Here is a 16,968-nt window from a genome sequence, read left to right as displayed (position 1 = left end):
TAAAGTTTATCAAGAAAAATATCAATCTTTTGCGGTTGCTTTTTTCAAGCGACAATTACTATCTTAACATCTCAAACAAATTATGTCAAGTCATAATTTCAAATAATAACTCAAAGTTTGTCGTTTTTCTCAAGCGACAGTTAATAGTGTAACAAACTACTTGAAAGATGTCAAGAAAAAAACACATAGATTTATTTTATCTTAATTAAAAATACTTATATATAAATAGTAGAGACTAAGTAAAAATTATTACAACCTATTAAAAAAGTAGTGTGCTTTAATTAAAATCAAAAGCACACTACTAATAATGTAGTATAAACATATATCATTTAAATTATTACTGTCTAATCTTAGCTCCTACTTTTGAATCTAACTTATTCTCTATCTTTATTTGTAATTCATTAAGCTCTTCATCAGTTAAAGTTCTATCTTTAGCTCGATAAATCAATGAATAAGCTAAACTTTTATATCCTGCTTCTACTTGTTCTCCTTGATATACATCGAATAGTTCTATTTCCTCTAATAATTCACCTGCTAACCCTTTAATAATATCTTCAATCTGTTGTGATGTAACTTCTCCTTTAACTACTAATGCAATGTCACGAGTAGATGCTGGATACTTCGGTAATTCATCATAAATAACATCATCACTGGCATGCTTTACTATAACCTCAAATTCTAATTCAAATAGAGTTGTTCTAGATAAAAGATCATATTCTTCAATCACATCAGGATGTAATTCACCTAAAAACCCAGCTTTTTCTCCTTTAATCATAACTTCTGCTGTTCTTCCTGGATGAAAGCTTGGATGTTGACTACTAATAAATTCATAATCAGCAATTCCTAATTCCTCTAAATACCTCTCCACTTTACCTTTTGCAGTAAAGAAATTAGCAGCATCTAAGTTCCACATATCATTATCTTGTTTCTTCATTATTGCACCAGATAATAATAATCTTTCTTCTGGTAATTCCGTTTCTTTCGGCGTAAAGACCCTACTCAATTCAAAAGCTTCCATATTTTCTATATTGCGATTAACATTTCTATTCAATACTTCTAATAGATTTGGGATTAATGTTGTCCTCATTACTTCATGTTCAGCACTTAAAGGATTATTTAATTTTACAGTATCTCTTAAGCTACTATCTGTAGGTAATTTTATTTGATCAAATACTTTTTGATTAGTAAAACTAAATGTCTGAATTTCAAACAAGCCTAGACTTGTTAAAATATCTAAAGTCTTATCTTCTATTGACTGTCTCCAAGTCTTTTTACCTTGTAGAATTTTTCCTGAAGGTGATGTTACTTCTATCTTATCATATCCGTACATACGAGCAATCTCTTCTACTAAGTCAGCTTCTCGACTTATATCACCTCTAAAGGTAGGTATTTTAACTATATATTTAGAATCTTTTTCTTCAATACCAAACTCTAATTTTTCTAATAAATTCACCATTTCTTCTGAAGAAATCTCAGTTCCTAATAACTTATTAATTCTGTCGGTTCTTAATTCTAACTTTAATGGTGCTACTGGTTCAGGATAAGCATCAATAACTCCTTTAGCTACTTTTCCTCCACCTAATTCTAAAATTAATTCAATCGCTTGCTTACTAGCTAAATTAGTACCATTAATATCTACACCACGTTCAAATCTATGTGATGAATCACTATGTAACCCTAACTTTTTAGCTGTTTTTCTAATACTAATTGGATTAAAACTAGCTGACTCAAGCAAAATATTAGTTGTCTTAGTTGTTACTTCACTATTAGCTCCACCCATTACTCCTGCAACACAAACAGGTTTTTGGGCATCAGCAATAACCAACATATCTTCATCTAATTCTCTTTCTTCGTCATCAAGTGTTATTAATTTTTCCCCAGCTTTAGCTCTACGAACTACAATTCTATTTTCAGCTAATTTATCATAATCAAATGCATGTAATGGCTGGCCAAACTCCATTAACACATAATTAGTAATATCCACTATGTTATTAATTGGTCTAATTCCTATAGCTCTCAATCGTTTTTGTAACCATAAAGGAGATTCCTTTACTTCTACATTTTTAATTACTCTTGCTGTATATCTAGGACATAGATCTTCATCTTCTACATTAATACTTGTTAATTCAGAAACTTCAAGTCCTTTAGCCTCAAATTTAGGTTCAGGCAGTTTTAATTCATTTCCAGTCATTGCTGCTACTTCTCGGGCTACTCCTATCATACTTAAACAATCAGCGTAATTAGGAGTTAAATCTAATTCAAGAATAAAGTCATTTAATTTTAAAGCATTTATAAACTTACTTCCTATTTCTAAACTTTGATCTAAAATCATCAAACCTTCAGCTCTGTCTTCTTGTAATCCTAACTCATCGGCAGAGCAAAGCATCCCTCGAGATTTTACTCCTCTTAAATCTACCTCATTGATTTCCATACCATTTGGCAATTGAGTCCCTACTGGAGCTACTGGTACTTTATCGCCACTCTCCATATTATTAGCACCACAGACTATCTCTTCTTCTGTAGTTCCTAAATCTACTTGACAAATCGATAACTTGTCGGCGTTAGGATGTTTATTAATCTCTAAAATTTTACCGATTATTACATCTTCTAATCCCTCACCTTGATAAACTATCTTATCAACTTCTAAACCAGCTAAAGTTAATTTTTCTGCTAAATCTTGAGGACTATAATCAAAATCTATATATTCTTGTAACCATTTATATGAAACATTCATTACTATTTTACCTCCTTAAATATATTGATGTTACAATTAAAATTCATTTAAAACTGTTCTAAAAATCTTTTATCGTTTTCATAGAATAAACGAATATCGGTAACTCCATACTTTAACATAGCAATTCTTTCTACTCCCATTCCAAAAGCAAAACCACTTACCTTCTCTGGGTCTAAACCTGACATTTCTAAAACCCTAGGATGTACCATACCAGAACCCAGTATCTCTAACCAACCAGTATGAGAACAAGTACTACATCCTTCTCCTTCACATATTGCACAAGAAACATCTACTTCAGCACTAGGTTCAGTAAATGGAAAATAACTAGGTCTAAATCTTACATCTCTATTTTCACCAAATAACTCCTTTACTACTTTAATTAGAATACCTTTCAAATCACTAAATGAAACATTCTCACCTATCATTAATCCCTCTACTTGATGAAAGACTGGAGAGTGATTAGCATCTACTTCATCTACTCGATAAACCCGCCCAGGAGCAATAATTCGAATCGGAACTTCGCTTTCTTCCATAGTTCTTACTTGTACCGGCGAAGTGTGAGTTCTCAATAAAACTTCTTCAGAAATATAGAAAGAATCCTGCATATCCCGCGCTGGATGACTTTTAGGAATATTTAAAGCTTCAAAATTATAGTAATCCTTTTCGATTTCAGGACCTTCAGCTATTTTAAACCCTAACCCAAGAAAGATCTCTTTTATTTCGTTAAAGGTTTGAGTTAAAGGATGTTTACTACCTAAATCTGTTTGTTTTCCAGGTAATGTTACATCTATTTGTTCCGTTTGCAATTTTTCTTCTTTAAGGACTTCCTTCAATTCAGTATTTCTTTTGGCAATTAATCCTTCTAATTTGCCCTTGATTTGATTTGATAACTTACCAACCACTGGCCGTTGTTCAGAAGGTAAACTACCTATATTTTTAAGAATCTCAGTTATCTCTCCTTTTTTTCCTAAATATTTAATTCGAACCTGTTCTAAATCTTCTAAATCAACTGCTTCTTCCACATCATTAATGGCTGCTTGCTCAATTTCTTTTAACTTTTCCTCCATTTTCATATCCTCCTTATATAATAATAAATTTTAAGCTATAAATAAAAATCATGAGTACTATATATAAATTTAAATTATAACTCATAATTTAATCCCTAAATATAAAAAAGGCCCTCTCATCCTATTTAGGGACGAGAGAGCCGCGGTACCACCCTACTTACTCTAGCTAATTTAATGAAAATCAATTAGATATTAACTCTTACTTCCATTTAACGGTGGGAAACCGATTCGACCTACTATCTTTCAATCGAATAGCTCCAGAGCGAAACTTCATCTAATATATCTTTAAAGACACTCTCAATCAATAGTACCTTCTCCCTGTAAAGACTGACACTAGATTACTACACTCTTTCTTAGCCTGTATCTCTTATTAAATTATTTACTGCTTAGTATAATTAAAGAGTTCCATAAGCAGTACCTATAAGAATCCTATAAGCCAAATACGCCTGAATAGAGCCTGTCTGTTCAAAAAGCTTCCAGAACAAATCTGCGGTCACCACTAAAGACCACACCCTTTCAAGGAATTTTATTAATCATATCTGTTAAAATAGATTATATCATAACTGTTAAACCTTTACAAGTCATTCTCCACTTTTCTTTCGCTGCCTTACTACTTCATAAAGCATTACTCCAGTAGCAATAGCTACATTTAGAGAATCTATCCCTGAATTCAATGGAATTTTCACTTTATGATCTACCAAATCCAAGACCTCATTCCGTATTCCTGAACCTTCATTCCCAACTACTAAAGCTGTTGGTTTTCGATAATCTAAATCATAATAGTAATCATTAGTGGTAATCTCACCTGCTACTACCTGAATATCTTCTGTCTGTAATACCTCTTTGATATTTTCTGGCCGATCTAAGTTAAAAATTGGTAACCTAAATATTGAACCCATAGTAGCTCTAATATTCTTCAAATTATAAATATCGACTGTTCCTTTCAATATAAAAATTCCATCAACTCCAGCCCCATCAGCAGTTCTCATAATTGTACCTAAGTTTCCAGGATCCTGAACTTGGTCTATAATCAAAAAGAAATCATTATCATCTGCTAAAAATTCATTTAATTCAAATTCAGGCTGATTAACTATGGCTATAATTCCTTGTGGAGTTTCAGTGTCGGCTATATCCTTTAATAAAGAATCTGTAATCTGAATCACTTCTGTTTGCGATTTTAGTCGATTAATTAATTCTTTATTACTCTGCCTATCTAAAAATTGATCTGAATAAAAGACTTGATAGATATCTACATTTTCTTTTAAAGCCTCAGTGATAATCCGACTACCTTCCAATAAAAACTTCTTATGTTTACGACGATACTTTTTCCTATATAATGATCTTAAAAATTTTACTTTTGAATTCTGAGCACTAGAAATTATTCCAGACATCAAACCCCCCCTAACTACTAAAACGACGTAATTTTTCTAAACTTTTATTATTACCGATTACTATTAATACATCTCCCATTCTTATTATTTTCTCTGCTTCAGGAGTAATCTCTAATCCTTCTCTTGTTTTAATTGCCATTACATTAACTCCAAATTTACTCCTTAATTCTAGATCAGCCAAACTATTACCATCCATCTTCTTAGTCGCCTTTATCTCTATAATACTATAATCTGGCGCAAATTCAATATAATCCAGCATATTAGATGAAATTAAATTATTGGCTATCCTAGTTCCCATATCTCTTTCTGGATAAACTATCTTATCAGCTCCTACTTTACTCAATACTTTACCATGTAATCTATCTTGAGCCTTAACTACTACATGTTTAACTCCTAATTCTTTTAATATTAAGGTAGCTAAAATATTGGCGTGTATATCCTCACCAATACTAACTATTGCTACATCAAAATTACTAACCCCCAAAGTTTTAAGAGAATTTTCATCTGTAGCATCAACTTGTACTGTATGGGTAACTATATTAGATATCTCTTGTACTTTACTTTCAGCTCTATCAATAGCTAAAACATCATAACCTTTTTCAGAAAGAGTTTTGGCTACACTAGAACCAAATCTTCCTAATCCAATTACTATAAATTGTTTCATCTTATTGCCTCCCTGTTAACATACTAACCGATTAGCACCTTTTCTTCTGGATATTTAATCTTACCTTTCTGTTCCTTTTCACCAATAGCTGTTGCCATAGTTAAAGGACCTACTCTTCCTAAAAACATGGTGAGAACAATTATTATTTTACCTATAGTACTTAAAGATCCGGTAATTCCCGTTGATAGTCCTACTGTTCCATAGGCAGAAACTGCTTCAAAAAAAACTTGCAAAAAATTAGCTGTTTCAGTAATAGTTAAAATCATAGTTATAAATATAACCCAACCCAAAGAAATGATAGTAACAGCTAATGCTTTATAAACTATATCTCGAGCTAAATTTCTTTTAAATAATATAACTTCATCTTCTCCCCGCACTAAATTAGCTACTACTGCTATTAAGGTTCCAGCTGTAGTTGTTTTTAATCCTCCACCAGTGGAACCTGGTGAAGCTCCAATAAACATTAAAATTATAGTAAAAAAGAGACTAGCACTTCGCATCTTTCCAGTAGCTATGGAATTAAAACCAGCTGTTCGCGGTGTTACTCCTTGAAAATAAGCTCCTAACAACTTCCCCTTCAATGATAAATTCTTTAAAGTAGCTGGATTCGAATATTCTAAAATAAAGATAACGACCGTACCTAACAAAATTAAAGTAATAGTCGTTACCAATACCAATTTAGTATTTAAAGAAAAACGTTCAAACTTTCTATAACGATATAAATCAGCAATTACTGCAAAACCAATTCCACCTATGATAAATAGACTAGTGATCACCATATTCACATAAAAATCACTCGTAAAATTGGCTAAGCTATTTCCAAATAAATCAAAACCAGCATTACAAAAGGCTGAAATAGAGTGGAATATTGAATAAAATATAGCTTGCGGTACAGGATATTTATATATTAACTTAAAGAAAAGCAAGACTGCTCCTATAAATTCAATTCCTAATGTTAACAAGGTTACATATCTAACTAATCTAATTAAACCAGCTAGATCAAAATGATTGAGCTCTTCTTGTAAAATTCTTCTTTCACTTAAATTAATTTTCTTCCCTAATAATAGAGCAAAGAGTGTAGAAGTAGTCATAAAACCTAATCCACCAATTTGAATTAATAATAAAATGACCATTTGACCAAAGAATGTAAAATATGTACTAGTATTCACCACAATTAACCCAGTCACTGCTGTCGCAGAAGTCGCAGTAAAAAGAGAATCTATTAAACTTAACCCTTGTTGATTTACAGTAGCAATCGGCAAACTCAACAAAAGAGTTCCTATTGAAATTACAATAATATAACCTAATACTAAAAACTGTGCTGGTGATAATGACTTAGCTCCTAAAGTAATAATTCCCACCTCCAAAGTTAATATATCATAATATAATATCTCCACTCTGGGAGATCATTATAACTTAGGGTAAGAATTATTTAGATAATAGATCAATTATTCTTACTAAGCACCTTCATATCTTTAAATAATTTAGCTATGGCAAAGAAAATAACAAAAAATTCTAATCTTCCTAAAAACATACCTATAATTTCTGTCCATAAAATAGTTACTGGAGCATCTGGACCAGTAATTCCTATTGATAAACCAACAGTTCCTAAAGAAGAAGCAAATTCAAACATAGCCTTAGATAATGAATAACCATGAGCTAAATAAATTAAAACACCGATAAAATAAGTTACCATATAAATAAATATATAATTGGCGATTTGACGAATATACTTTTCTTTTATATAAGCTTTGCTATCTCCATGCCAAATATAATTATCAACAATAACATTTTCAGGTAAAAAATAGGTCTTTAATTGCCAGATAAACGATTTAAACATTAAGTAAATCCTATATAACTTAATACCACCTGCTGTTGAGCCAGTTCCACCACCAATCCACATTAAAAGAACTAAGGCTAAAACCCCAAACTGATTCCAATTAGTGAAAACATCCAATGAATAACCCGTAGTAGAAAGAGCAGAAACAACTTCAAAGATTCCTCTTCTAAATGCCGTAGGTAAACTACTATAGATTTCTGTCATAGAAAAATAAGTAACTATAGGAGCAAACAAAGCAATTAAAAAGAATAATAATCTAATCTCCCCATTCCTAAAAAAAGTCTTAATTTTTCCTCTTAACAGAGTAAAATGAGTGGCAAAATTAATTGTTCCTAAAATCATCAATATAATAGTTATTAATTCCATTGGTAAACTATTCCAATGACCGATACTATTTACCTTAGTAGAAAAACCTCCTGTTGATAATGCTGCTATTGAATGATTAATAGCATCAAATGGAGTCATCCCTATTAATATATACAACAATACTCCACCAGTAATATAACCTAAATAGATTAACATGATTGCTTTAGTGGAACGTTTAACATGAGGTAAAAGTTTATCACTCCGCCCTTCAGCATTATATAGTCCAAAACCATAAGGATGTAAAACTGAAGATAACATTACAACTACTAATCCAACCCCACCAAAGAATTGCATAATACTACGCCACAATAAGAAAACATGTGGCGCTTTAGTAACATCAACAACAGATAATCCTGTTGTTGTCCAACCGCTTGTTGCCTCAAAGACAGCTTGAGTTATATTTAAATCTCCTGCAATAACAAAAGGAGCTGCTGAAGCTCCAATAGCTATAATCCAGGAAATTAAGACAATAATTCCACCTTCTTTTAATGAAAGAGTAACTTTTTTTTCATAAGGAATAAGTTTCCAAGCCAAGAAACCAACTATTAAAGAAATAACTGAAGGAATTAAAAAATCAGTCAAATAAACTATTTCTTCTGGATAAAAAAATAGAATTAATAAAGGTAACAATAAAAAAGTTCCAATTCCTATAGTTAAGGCTCCAATATATTTAATTAATAATTTATAACGTTCTTTAAGTAAGCGTTTATATCTCATCTTTCTCCCTCATTTTCATGCCCTAATAGAACTTTAAATACTTCTGCTTGGTTTTGTGGTAACGCAATAACTATCACTTTATCTCCTTCTAACAATCGGGTGTTACCTCTAGGAATAATCACTTCATTCTTCCTAATGATAGACCCTAGTACCGAATCATAAGGCAACCCTACTTCACTCAAATCCTTACCTAAAACAGGTGAGTCTTCTGTTAAAACAACTTGAGTAACTGTTACTTTTCCTTCTTCAATAGGGAAAAGATTTGTCACATCATCTACTGTTACCTGTTGTTCAATCAACGAAGCGATGATTGACGTAGTACTAACTACTTTAGTAACTCCTAATTTTTGAAAAACCCATTCGTTAGTTGGATTATTAACTACAGCAAAAGTTTTAGGAACTTGAAATTTCTGTTCTGCTAACTGGCAAATAAATAAATTATCAGGATCATTAGGAGTTAAGGCTACTACCGCATCAGATCGTAAAGCACCTGCATCTTCTAAAAAATAAGGATCAGATCCATCCCCATGAATAATAGTAGCTTTTAATTGTTTAGCCAAAATTTCACAATAATCTTGATCTTTATTTATAATTGCAACCTCATAACCTTTAGAAAGAAAAGTTTTAGCCAAAAAATAGACTACTTTCCCTCCTCCAATAAGTATTACTTTCATGATATTGCCCCCTCATCTTACTATCTAGTAATCACTTTTTCAAATTCAACTACTGATAAAGTAGTAGGACAGATTGTGTCAATTCCTAATTGATTATAAATCTCCTCTCTTCTAGGAGCAAAAACTCTAGCTACTACTTCAGGAACTTCAAAGATTTCTTTAGCAATTTGGGCAATCATAGAATTCACATTATCATCAGTAGTAGTAACAGTCACTACATCCGCCTGCTCTATTTTACCTTGTTTTAAGATTTCAAGTTCTGTTGCATCTCCTAGTAGATTAAAACCAGTAAATTCTGCTGATAAATTGTTAAAAGCTTCTTCTCTATTATCAATTACTACTACATCATTTCCTTCTTTAGAAAGAGAATTAGCTAAATGAGAACCAGCTTTACCACAACCGACAATTAAGATATACATATACTCATCACCCTTTACTTTAACAGATTAACATTATTTTGCATCTATTCAGCTTCTTCTTCATCATCCGCAGTCTCTCCCAGATTGATATCTCTCATACTATAGTCAAATTTACCTGTTCTTTCTAGATTATCCTGTGCTGGTTTATGAGTAGGATCTAAGGCTAAAGCAGCTCGATACTGTTTTTGGGCTTCATTGATTTTACCTTCTATCTCTAATAAGACTCCTAATAAATTGAATGGTTCTGGTTTAGTAGCATCTAAACTAATAGCTTCCTTCAAGTATTTCATTGCCTTATCATATTTGCGATTAGTAATACAAGATTTAGCAAATTCAACATAAGAATTGAAATCAGTCAATTCTTCTTCTTGTAATTCCTGTCTATCTAATACACGATCTACTATTTCCCGAATCTCTGTTGGTGAAAAAGGTTTCCTTAAATAATCACAAGCTCCCAATTTCATACTTTTTACTGCTGTTTCAATAGTACCATATGCAGTAATCATTATTACATCAGCCTTACTGTTAATCTCTTTTAATTTACCTAAAGTCTCCATTCCATCCATCCCTGGCATTTTCATATCCAAAAGAACTAAGTCATAATTATTCTTTTTAAATTTTCGAACTCCATCTTCACCATTAACCGCTGTTTCTACTTCATACTGATCAGTCTGTAAACACTGTCTTAAAGTATTACGAATATTTTTTTCATCATCAATAATTAAAATCTTTTTTACCATTTTTATCACCTCATTAAAGATTTTTTCTAATTAAGTGCTTCAATATTATCTTTAATCTTAGATAATAATTCTTTAGGTTCAAACGGCTTAACTAGATAATCATTGGCACCTAATTTCATAGCCTTTTTAATATCTTCTTCTTCAGCTTTAGCACTTAACATAACTATAGGAAGTTTCTTTGTTCGTTCATCTTGGCGTAAAGCTTCACAGACTAAATAACCATTCATCTTAGGAATTAAGATATCTAATAATATTAAATCTGGTTTATAATTAAATGCTGTATCTATGGCCGTTAAACCATCTTTAACTACTAATACATCATAACCAGCACCTTCTAAACACATCTTAGTTGCCAAAATTATATTTTTTTCATCTTCTACCAATAAAATCTGACTCACTATTTGCCCCTCCTAATCAGCGAGTAATAGGGTAAAGGTAAAAGTACTACCTTCATTTAATTCACTATCCACCCAAATCTTACCGCCATGTGCCTCAACGATCTCCTTAACTATAGCTAAACCTAACCCTGTCCCGCTAACATCAATAGCATCTTCACCTTTAACTCTCACAAATTTATCGAAAATCTTATTTCTATATTCTTCAGGAATACCGATCCCTGTATCTGCAACTGATACATATACTCTATTACCCTTTTTAGCCGCACTTACTTCTATATCCCCTTCACCTTCTGTATATCGTAAAGCATTACCTACTAAATTACTTAAAACCCATGTTATCTTATTTGGGTCTGCTTTAACTAATGGCAATTCTTCAGGAATACTTTCAAGAAGATTAATATTTTGTTCTGTAGCTTGCTTCTCAAGTGGTCTAATTGAAGCCTTCACTAAGTCAACTAAATTCACCTTATCTAATTCAAATTGAATCTTACCGGATTCAATCTTAGATAAATCTAATAAATCATCTACTAAATCCATTAAGCGCTTACAATCCTCATGGGCTGCATCTAATAATTCTTCTTGATCTTCATTTATGTTTCCAGGAGTCTCTTCGAGCAATAGACTAAGCCCCATATTCATAGAAGTCAATGGAGTTCTAAATTCATGTGAGACTGTAGAAACAAAATCAGACTTTAAATCATCCACTTCTTTAAGATGAGTAATATCATCTAAAAATGTAATCACCCTGGATACTTCCCTTTCTTTACCCAATACTGGAGTCACCATCAATCTATAATAATGTTCTTTGTTCTGATAATCCAACTGTAAAACCTTCTCTTGCTGTCTTGATGCCTCAGATTGATTATCTTCAATTATTCTTTCGATTTCTTTAAATATATCTTCTTCTTTAATAACTTCTAGAAAATGTTTGTTGATGACTTCGCTCTCTCTAATACCAAATAATTCTTCTGCAATTGGATTTAATAAAACTATTCTATGCTCTTTATCAGTAACTACAATAGGACTATTAATACTCTTAACAATGGCTTCCGATTTATTCTTTTCAGCTACTAATTTACTAACATTCATTTCTTCATATTCTTTTAATCTTTGGGTCATTTGATTAAATTCAGTAGCCAATTCTCCAATTTCATCATTAGATTTTACTTCAATCTCTTGGTTTAAATCACCTTGGCCAACCTTTTCTACAGTTTCTGTTAACTTTTTAGTCGGTTTAATAATTAAATTTGAAATATAAATTCCAAATACTAAAGCTAACACAATAGCTAAGATCGAAACCAATGCTGTAGAATAAACAGCATCTTTAGCATTATTATTAGCCCTTTCTTGGGCAGTAACCATAGCATTTTGATTAACATCTAATAACCGCTCACATATCTTTTTAATTTGATTAAACTGCGGCATCCCTTGGCTTAAATAAAAATCTTTCGCTAAGTTCTGATTCTGTCTAGACCTATCCCTTAATTGATTAAAATTCTGTAAGTATTTCGTAAACTCTTTATCAATCTTATCTAAAATCTCTCTTTCTTCTTCAATAGTTATATTATCCTCAGCTCTAGAGAACCATTTTAAGAAATCCTTCTCATTATTCCTAAAGAGTTTGAGGCCTTTTTCTTCCTTCCCAAATAGATATAAAAGTTCCGCACTATCTTGACGTTCTAATGAACCAATCATATTTTCAGCTGCAATTACACTACGATAATTTTCGACCATAATGTCATTGATAGCATTACTTAAGCCTAAAAAATTATTAATTGACCAGAATGCTACTCCAGTAATAATTAAGATTAAGATTAAGTATCCAGCTAAAATTTTAGCTTTTAAAGTGTTAAACATAATCTTCCTCCTATATTGAACTATTCCTATTCTTATCTAAAGATTAATTTAATATTCTCTTAATTTATCTAACCTCTCCTCTTCTCCCATTACTACTAAAATATCTCTAGATTCAACCTTATCATCAGCCTCAGGAGTAACATTAATTTCTTTACCTTTTTTAATTGCTATTACATTGACTCCAAACTTACTCCTTAATTCTAATTCTTGTAATGTCTTTCCTACTAGATTATTAGTAGCTAATATTTCAATGATACTGTAATCTGGTGCTAATTCTATATAATCTAAGACATTAGAAGTAACTAAATTATGGGCAACCCGTGTTCCCATATCACGTTCTGGATAGACTATTTTATCAGCGCCAATCTTACTTAGAACTTTTCCATGTAAATTATCTTGAGCTTTAACAACAACATACTCTACTCCTAATTCCTTTAAAATTAAAGCAGCTAAGACATTCGAATGAACATTATCACCAATACTGACTACTGCTACATCAAAATTATTAACACCTAAAGTCTTTAATGCATCTTCATCAGTAGCATCGGCTTGTACAGCGTGAGTTACTATATTACTGATCTCCTGCACAGGTTCTTCCTCTAAATCAATGGCTAAAACATCATGTCCTTTTTCTGCTAAAGTAGTTGCCACACTACTTCCAAAACGTCCTAACCCTATTACAATAAACTGCTTCATTATATCCCCTCCAAAACTAAAACTTATTAACCAACCAAGATCTTTTCTTCTGGATATCTAATATTAGCTGTTTCTTCTTTACGGCCAATAGCTAAAGCTAAAGTTAATGGACCAACTCGACCTGCAAACATAGTAATTGTAATTAATAATTTACCTATTACTGATAATTCACCGGTTACACCTGTAGATAATCCCACAGTACCAAAAGCAGAAACTGTCTCAAAAAACAGATCTAAAAATTTCATATTCTCTGTTATAGTTAAGACCATAGTCACTGCTACTATTAATAATAATGAAATCATAATTATAGATAATGCTTTAAAGATAACCTCTTTAGCTAATCGTCGTTTAAATAGTTCTACATCACTTCTCCCAGTTACCATAGCATAAACTACTGCAAATAAAGCTCCAAAAGTAGTTGTCTTAACTCCACCTCCAGTAGAACCTGGGGACGCACCAATAAACATTAAAATAATTACAAAGAATAATGTAGAACTTTTTAATGCCCCTGTTGGTACAGTATTAAATCCAGCTGTTCGTGGGGTTATAGATAAGAAATAAGACGCCAATGCTTTCTTCCCAAACGAAAGTCCTCCCATGGTTTCTGGATTAGAATACTCTAAAAAGAAAAATACTACTGTTCCAATCACAATTAAAAATGCAGTCACACTTAAAACTAATTTAGTCTGTAATGAATAATCTTTAAATTTACGTTTGCCACTATATAATTCAGCAATTACAGCAAAACCGATCCCACCTAAGATGATTAGCGTAGTAATTACTAAGTTAATAGTAATGTCTCCAGTAAAACCTTCTAAACTATTTCCAAATAAATCAAAACCAGCATTATTAAAAGCAGAAATTGCATGAAAAACTGATAAATATAAAGCCTTACCTAAAGAATATTCCTGAATTAATCTTGTAAATAAGATTAAAGCTCCTGTCCCCTCAATCATAAAAGTAACTAACAAAACATATCTAACTAAACGAATAAGTCCTGATAACTGAAATTGATCTAAATCTGCCTGAATAATTAGACGTTCTTTTAAAGTAATTTTCTTTCCAACTAAAAACGCAAATAGAGTTGACATAGTCATAATTCCTAAACCACCAATTTGAATTAAGACCATAATTACTACCTGCCCAAAAATTGAAAAGAAGATACTAGTATTTTCTACAATTAACCCAGTTACAGCTGTAGCTGAAGTAGCAGTAAATAATGCATCAATAAAAGGCATACTCTTTCCACTAGCAGTAGCAATCGGTAATGAAAGCAAGATAGCACCGATCAAAATAATTACTAAGTAACCTAGGGAAAGAATCTGAGCTGGAGTTAAATTATTAAGATCAAATCTTTCATTTGGTCTCATATTTCCAATCCTTTCTAATTTAAATTAGACATAGAAAAACCACAGGAACACCTACCTGTGGATTATTTGGTCTTCCTCCTTCTACGCTTACGAGGTTAGCTGTCGGGTTCGGGTTGAAAGAGTAACCCTACATACCTCCATCCTTTATATTAGTAACATTGAAGATATGATTCACCCCAAAAAAAATTGGGTCCCCCATTTCCAAAATGGAATTAAGCGCTTTAACTATCTTAAATTGTTGATTATATTATACTATAACTTTTAAAGTATGTAAAGTTAAAAAAAGCATGAGAATAATTCTCATGCTTTTTAAATACTTAAATATTCTCTTTAGCTAATTCAACCAAATCAGCAAAAGAATCATCATCATTAACTGCTAATTCAGCTAACATCTTACGATTAATATCAACATCAGCTTGCTTAAGACCATGGATAAATCTACTGTAAGAAAGTCCATGTTTTCTAGCAGCTGCATTAATTCGAGTAATCCATAGTTTTCTGAAGTTTCGCTTTTTCTGCTTTCTATCTCTATAAGCATAATGTAATGACTTCAATACCTGTTCTTTAGCAGGTCTATATAGCTTACTCTTAGATCCAAAGTATCCTTTAGCTAATTTTAAAATACGCTTTCTTTTTTTAAGTCGTCTATTACCTCGTTTAACGCGTGGCATCATAAATCCCTCCTTTGTCTAAAACAATTCATGTAATGTTAATAAGAATTTGATTATTCATATGGTAATAATTCATCTAATCTCTTTTGATCAGATTTATCAACTACAGCGTCCTTGCTTAAATTTCTCTTCTTCTTACTAGATTTTTTAGTTAGAAGATGATTCTTGAAAGCTTTTTTACGCTTGTACTTACCTTTAGATGTCTTCTTAAATCTCTTCTTAGCGCCTTTATGAGTCTTCATTTTAGGCATGGATTTATTTCCTCCTTCTAATAATTAGATATAATATATAATTATTAATTACTTATCACTTTCAGGTGTTAAGATCATTATCATATTACGGCCTTCCATGTTAGGCTTACTTTCCATCTTGGCTTTATCTCCCAATTCAGCATAGAAATCTTCCATAAGATCATATCCTAATTCCTTATGAGTGATCTCTCTACCTCTAAATTTAATCTTAACTTTAACCTTATCTTTATTATCTAAAAATCTTTCTGCCATGTCTAATTTCACATTAAAATCATGTTCTTCAATTTTAACGCTCATTTGTACTTCTTTAACATTCATGACATTTTGATTCTTCTTAGCTTCTTTAGCCTTTTTAGCTTGTTCATATTTATATTTACCATAATCAAGGATTCTACAAACTGGTGGGTTAGCATTAGGAGCTACCTGTACCAAATCTAATCCTCTTTCTTTAGCTAAATTTAGTCCTTTCTTCAACGGCATAATACCTATCTGATCGCCTTCATTACCAATTACCCTAACCTCTCTAGCCTTGATTCTTTCATTCACTCTTAAATCTTTACTAATTTTATACACCTCCTGATTTTTTAGAACCAAAACAACAAAACTAAAAAATTAATAAACGGGTAATCTATTAGACATAGACCACCCGCAAAATTTATCAAAATACTTCTCCAAATAAAATTATCCAGAGATTTATTAACCTAATAACAGCTTATGCTAATAGGTGAGAAGCGGATGAGCCTCTACTTCATTTTCACTCAATTATAGCATATTATTTTAATTAAGTCAAATACTCAATTTATTTTTTTACTAGCTGAGAATTGCAAGGTTAAATGCACGGTTTTTCTAAAAAAATTGTCCTCTGTTTATTTATCCAAAATTTTACATAAAAATAAATGATCTGCTTATCTATAATAATTATATATCAATACTTTAAATAATAATTCATTTGTTTTCCCTACAAATACTCAAAATATATTTTTTAAATCTGTCAAGGACGTGCGATAGCACGGGCAAAGCCTTTATCCTTGTACTGATCTAAAAAATATTTTATAATCTTCAGCTAAGGAAAACAATTAAAATTGTATCTGATTTTACTGTGGTATTTAGAAT

Annotated in this window: 17 protein-coding genes, 1 riboswitch and 1 other annotated feature; all 17 genes read right to left on the bottom strand. The window is 31.5% G+C overall.

Translation table 11 applies throughout. From position 1 onward, the window contains the following. Window positions 1-337 precede the first annotated feature (337 nt). A complete protein-coding gene (pheT, locus tag B5D41_RS13270) occupies window positions 338-2,734 on the bottom strand; it encodes a phenylalanine--tRNA ligase subunit beta (protein WP_078811117.1) in 2,397 nt (798 codons plus the stop codon). Between the two features lie 47 nt (window positions 2,735-2,781). Beyond that, entirely contained in the window at window positions 2,782-3,801 is a 1,020-nt protein-coding gene (pheS, locus tag B5D41_RS13265) for a phenylalanine--tRNA ligase subunit alpha (protein ID WP_078811116.1), read from the bottom strand. Between the two features lie 124 nt (window positions 3,802-3,925). Beyond that, window positions 3,926-4,165 (bottom strand) — a binding site (T-box leader). A 31-nt stretch (window positions 4,166-4,196) separates the two neighbouring features. Beyond that, a complete protein-coding gene (locus B5D41_RS14030) occupies window positions 4,197-4,301 on the bottom strand; it encodes a YqzL family protein (RefSeq protein WP_143555728.1) in 105 nt (34 codons plus the stop codon). Window positions 4,302-4,382: 81 nt separating this feature from the next. After that, complete coding sequence (locus tag B5D41_RS13260; RefSeq protein WP_078811115.1) at window positions 4,383-5,192, bottom strand: TrmH family RNA methyltransferase; 810 nt, start codon at window positions 5,190-5,192, stop codon at window positions 4,383-4,385. A gap of 10 nt (window positions 5,193-5,202) precedes the next feature. Next, a complete protein-coding gene (locus B5D41_RS13255) occupies window positions 5,203-5,856 on the bottom strand; it encodes a potassium channel family protein (RefSeq protein WP_078811114.1) in 654 nt (217 codons plus the stop codon). Between the two features lie 23 nt (window positions 5,857-5,879). After that, window positions 5,880-7,247: a TrkH family potassium uptake protein gene (locus tag B5D41_RS13250; RefSeq protein ID WP_234983965.1), complete on the bottom strand. Its 1,368-nt coding sequence runs from the start codon at window positions 7,245-7,247 to the stop codon at window positions 5,880-5,882. Window positions 7,248-7,300: 53 nt separating this feature from the next. Further along, entirely contained in the window at window positions 7,301-8,779 is a 1,479-nt protein-coding gene (locus tag B5D41_RS13245) for a TrkH family potassium uptake protein (RefSeq protein ID WP_078811113.1), read from the bottom strand. Beyond that, window positions 8,776-9,453 carry a potassium channel family protein gene (locus B5D41_RS13240; RefSeq protein ID WP_078811112.1) on the bottom strand — a complete coding sequence of 226 codons (678 nt, stop codon included), beginning with the start codon at window positions 9,451-9,453 and terminating at the stop codon, window positions 8,776-8,778. The genes B5D41_RS13245 and B5D41_RS13240 overlap by 4 nt, the downstream gene beginning before the upstream one ends. 20 nt (window positions 9,454-9,473) lie before the next feature. Beyond that, on the bottom strand, window positions 9,474-9,872 hold the full coding sequence (locus B5D41_RS13235; protein WP_078811111.1) for a potassium channel family protein: 399 nt from the start codon (window positions 9,870-9,872) through the stop codon (window positions 9,474-9,476). A 44-nt stretch (window positions 9,873-9,916) separates the two neighbouring features. After that, window positions 9,917-10,612, bottom strand: coding sequence for a response regulator (locus tag B5D41_RS13230; RefSeq protein WP_078811110.1), 696 nt, complete (start codon window positions 10,610-10,612; stop codon window positions 9,917-9,919). A 26-nt stretch (window positions 10,613-10,638) separates the two neighbouring features. After that, window positions 10,639-11,010 carry a response regulator transcription factor gene (locus B5D41_RS13225; RefSeq protein ID WP_078811109.1) on the bottom strand — a complete coding sequence of 124 codons (372 nt, stop codon included), beginning with the start codon at window positions 11,008-11,010 and terminating at the stop codon, window positions 10,639-10,641. A 12-nt stretch (window positions 11,011-11,022) separates the two neighbouring features. Further along, window positions 11,023-12,867 carry a sensor histidine kinase gene (locus B5D41_RS13220; protein ID WP_078811108.1) on the bottom strand — a complete coding sequence of 615 codons (1,845 nt, stop codon included), beginning with the start codon at window positions 12,865-12,867 and terminating at the stop codon, window positions 11,023-11,025. Window positions 12,868-12,915: 48 nt separating this feature from the next. Continuing rightward, window positions 12,916-13,563 carry a potassium channel family protein gene (locus tag B5D41_RS13215; protein WP_078811107.1) on the bottom strand — a complete coding sequence of 216 codons (648 nt, stop codon included), beginning with the start codon at window positions 13,561-13,563 and terminating at the stop codon, window positions 12,916-12,918. 26 nt (window positions 13,564-13,589) lie between these two features. Further along, window positions 13,590-14,933: a TrkH family potassium uptake protein gene (locus B5D41_RS13210; protein WP_078811106.1), complete on the bottom strand. Its 1,344-nt coding sequence runs from the start codon at window positions 14,931-14,933 to the stop codon at window positions 13,590-13,592. Between the two features lie 69 nt (window positions 14,934-15,002). Continuing rightward, window positions 15,003-15,162: riboswitch (cyclic di-AMP (ydaO/yuaA leader) on the bottom strand. 88 nt (window positions 15,163-15,250) lie between these two features. Then, complete coding sequence (gene rplT, locus B5D41_RS13205) at window positions 15,251-15,604, bottom strand: 50S ribosomal protein L20 (RefSeq protein WP_078811105.1); 354 nt, start codon at window positions 15,602-15,604, stop codon at window positions 15,251-15,253. Window positions 15,605-15,657: 53 nt separating this feature from the next. Next, entirely contained in the window at window positions 15,658-15,855 is a 198-nt protein-coding gene (gene rpmI, locus B5D41_RS13200; RefSeq protein ID WP_078811104.1) for a 50S ribosomal protein L35, read from the bottom strand. Between the two features lie 48 nt (window positions 15,856-15,903). Further along, window positions 15,904-16,401: a translation initiation factor IF-3 gene (infC, locus tag B5D41_RS13195; protein ID WP_327293291.1), complete on the bottom strand. Its 498-nt coding sequence runs from the start codon at window positions 16,399-16,401 to the stop codon at window positions 15,904-15,906. Window positions 16,402-16,968 lie beyond the last annotated feature (567 nt).

The organism is Selenihalanaerobacter shriftii (assembly GCF_900167185.1).
GTDB lineage: Bacteria > Bacillota > Halanaerobiia > Halobacteroidales > Acetohalobiaceae > Selenihalanaerobacter > Selenihalanaerobacter shriftii.
The sequence above is the reverse complement of the archived record's forward strand: the minus strand, read 5'-3'. Positions and strand labels throughout refer to the sequence as shown.

Excerpts from the sequence above, each read along its gene's own strand:
- pheT (WP_078811117.1), bottom strand. The coding sequence starts at position 2,734 with ATGAATGTTTCATATAAATGGTTACAAGAATATATAGATTTTGATTAT.
- pheS (WP_078811116.1), bottom strand. The coding sequence starts at position 3,801 with ATGGAGGAAAAGTTAAAAGAAATTGAGCAAGCAGCCATTAATGATGTG.
- B5D41_RS13260 (WP_078811115.1), bottom strand. The coding sequence starts at position 5,192 with ATGTCTGGAATAATTTCTAGTGCTCAGAATTCAAAAGTAAAATTTTTA.
- B5D41_RS13255 (WP_078811114.1), bottom strand. The coding sequence starts at position 5,856 with ATGAAACAATTTATAGTAATTGGATTAGGAAGATTTGGTTCTAGTGTA.
- B5D41_RS13245 (WP_078811113.1), bottom strand. The coding sequence starts at position 8,779 with ATGAGATATAAACGCTTACTTAAAGAACGTTATAAATTATTAATTAAA.
- B5D41_RS13240 (WP_078811112.1), bottom strand. The coding sequence starts at position 9,453 with ATGAAAGTAATACTTATTGGAGGAGGGAAAGTAGTCTATTTTTTGGCT.
- B5D41_RS13235 (WP_078811111.1), bottom strand. The coding sequence starts at position 9,872 with ATGTATATCTTAATTGTCGGTTGTGGTAAAGCTGGTTCTCATTTAGCT.
- B5D41_RS13230 (WP_078811110.1), bottom strand. The coding sequence starts at position 10,612 with ATGGTAAAAAAGATTTTAATTATTGATGATGAAAAAAATATTCGTAAT.
- B5D41_RS13220 (WP_078811108.1), bottom strand. The coding sequence starts at position 12,867 with ATGTTTAACACTTTAAAAGCTAAAATTTTAGCTGGATACTTAATCTTA.
- B5D41_RS13215 (WP_078811107.1), bottom strand. The coding sequence starts at position 13,563 with ATGAAGCAGTTTATTGTAATAGGGTTAGGACGTTTTGGAAGTAGTGTG.
- B5D41_RS13210 (WP_078811106.1), bottom strand. The coding sequence starts at position 14,933 with ATGAGACCAAATGAAAGATTTGATCTTAATAATTTAACTCCAGCTCAG.
- rplT (WP_078811105.1), bottom strand. The coding sequence starts at position 15,604 with ATGCCACGCGTTAAACGAGGTAATAGACGACTTAAAAAAAGAAAGCGT.
- rpmI (WP_078811104.1), bottom strand. The coding sequence starts at position 15,855 with ATGCCTAAAATGAAGACTCATAAAGGCGCTAAGAAGAGATTTAAGAAG.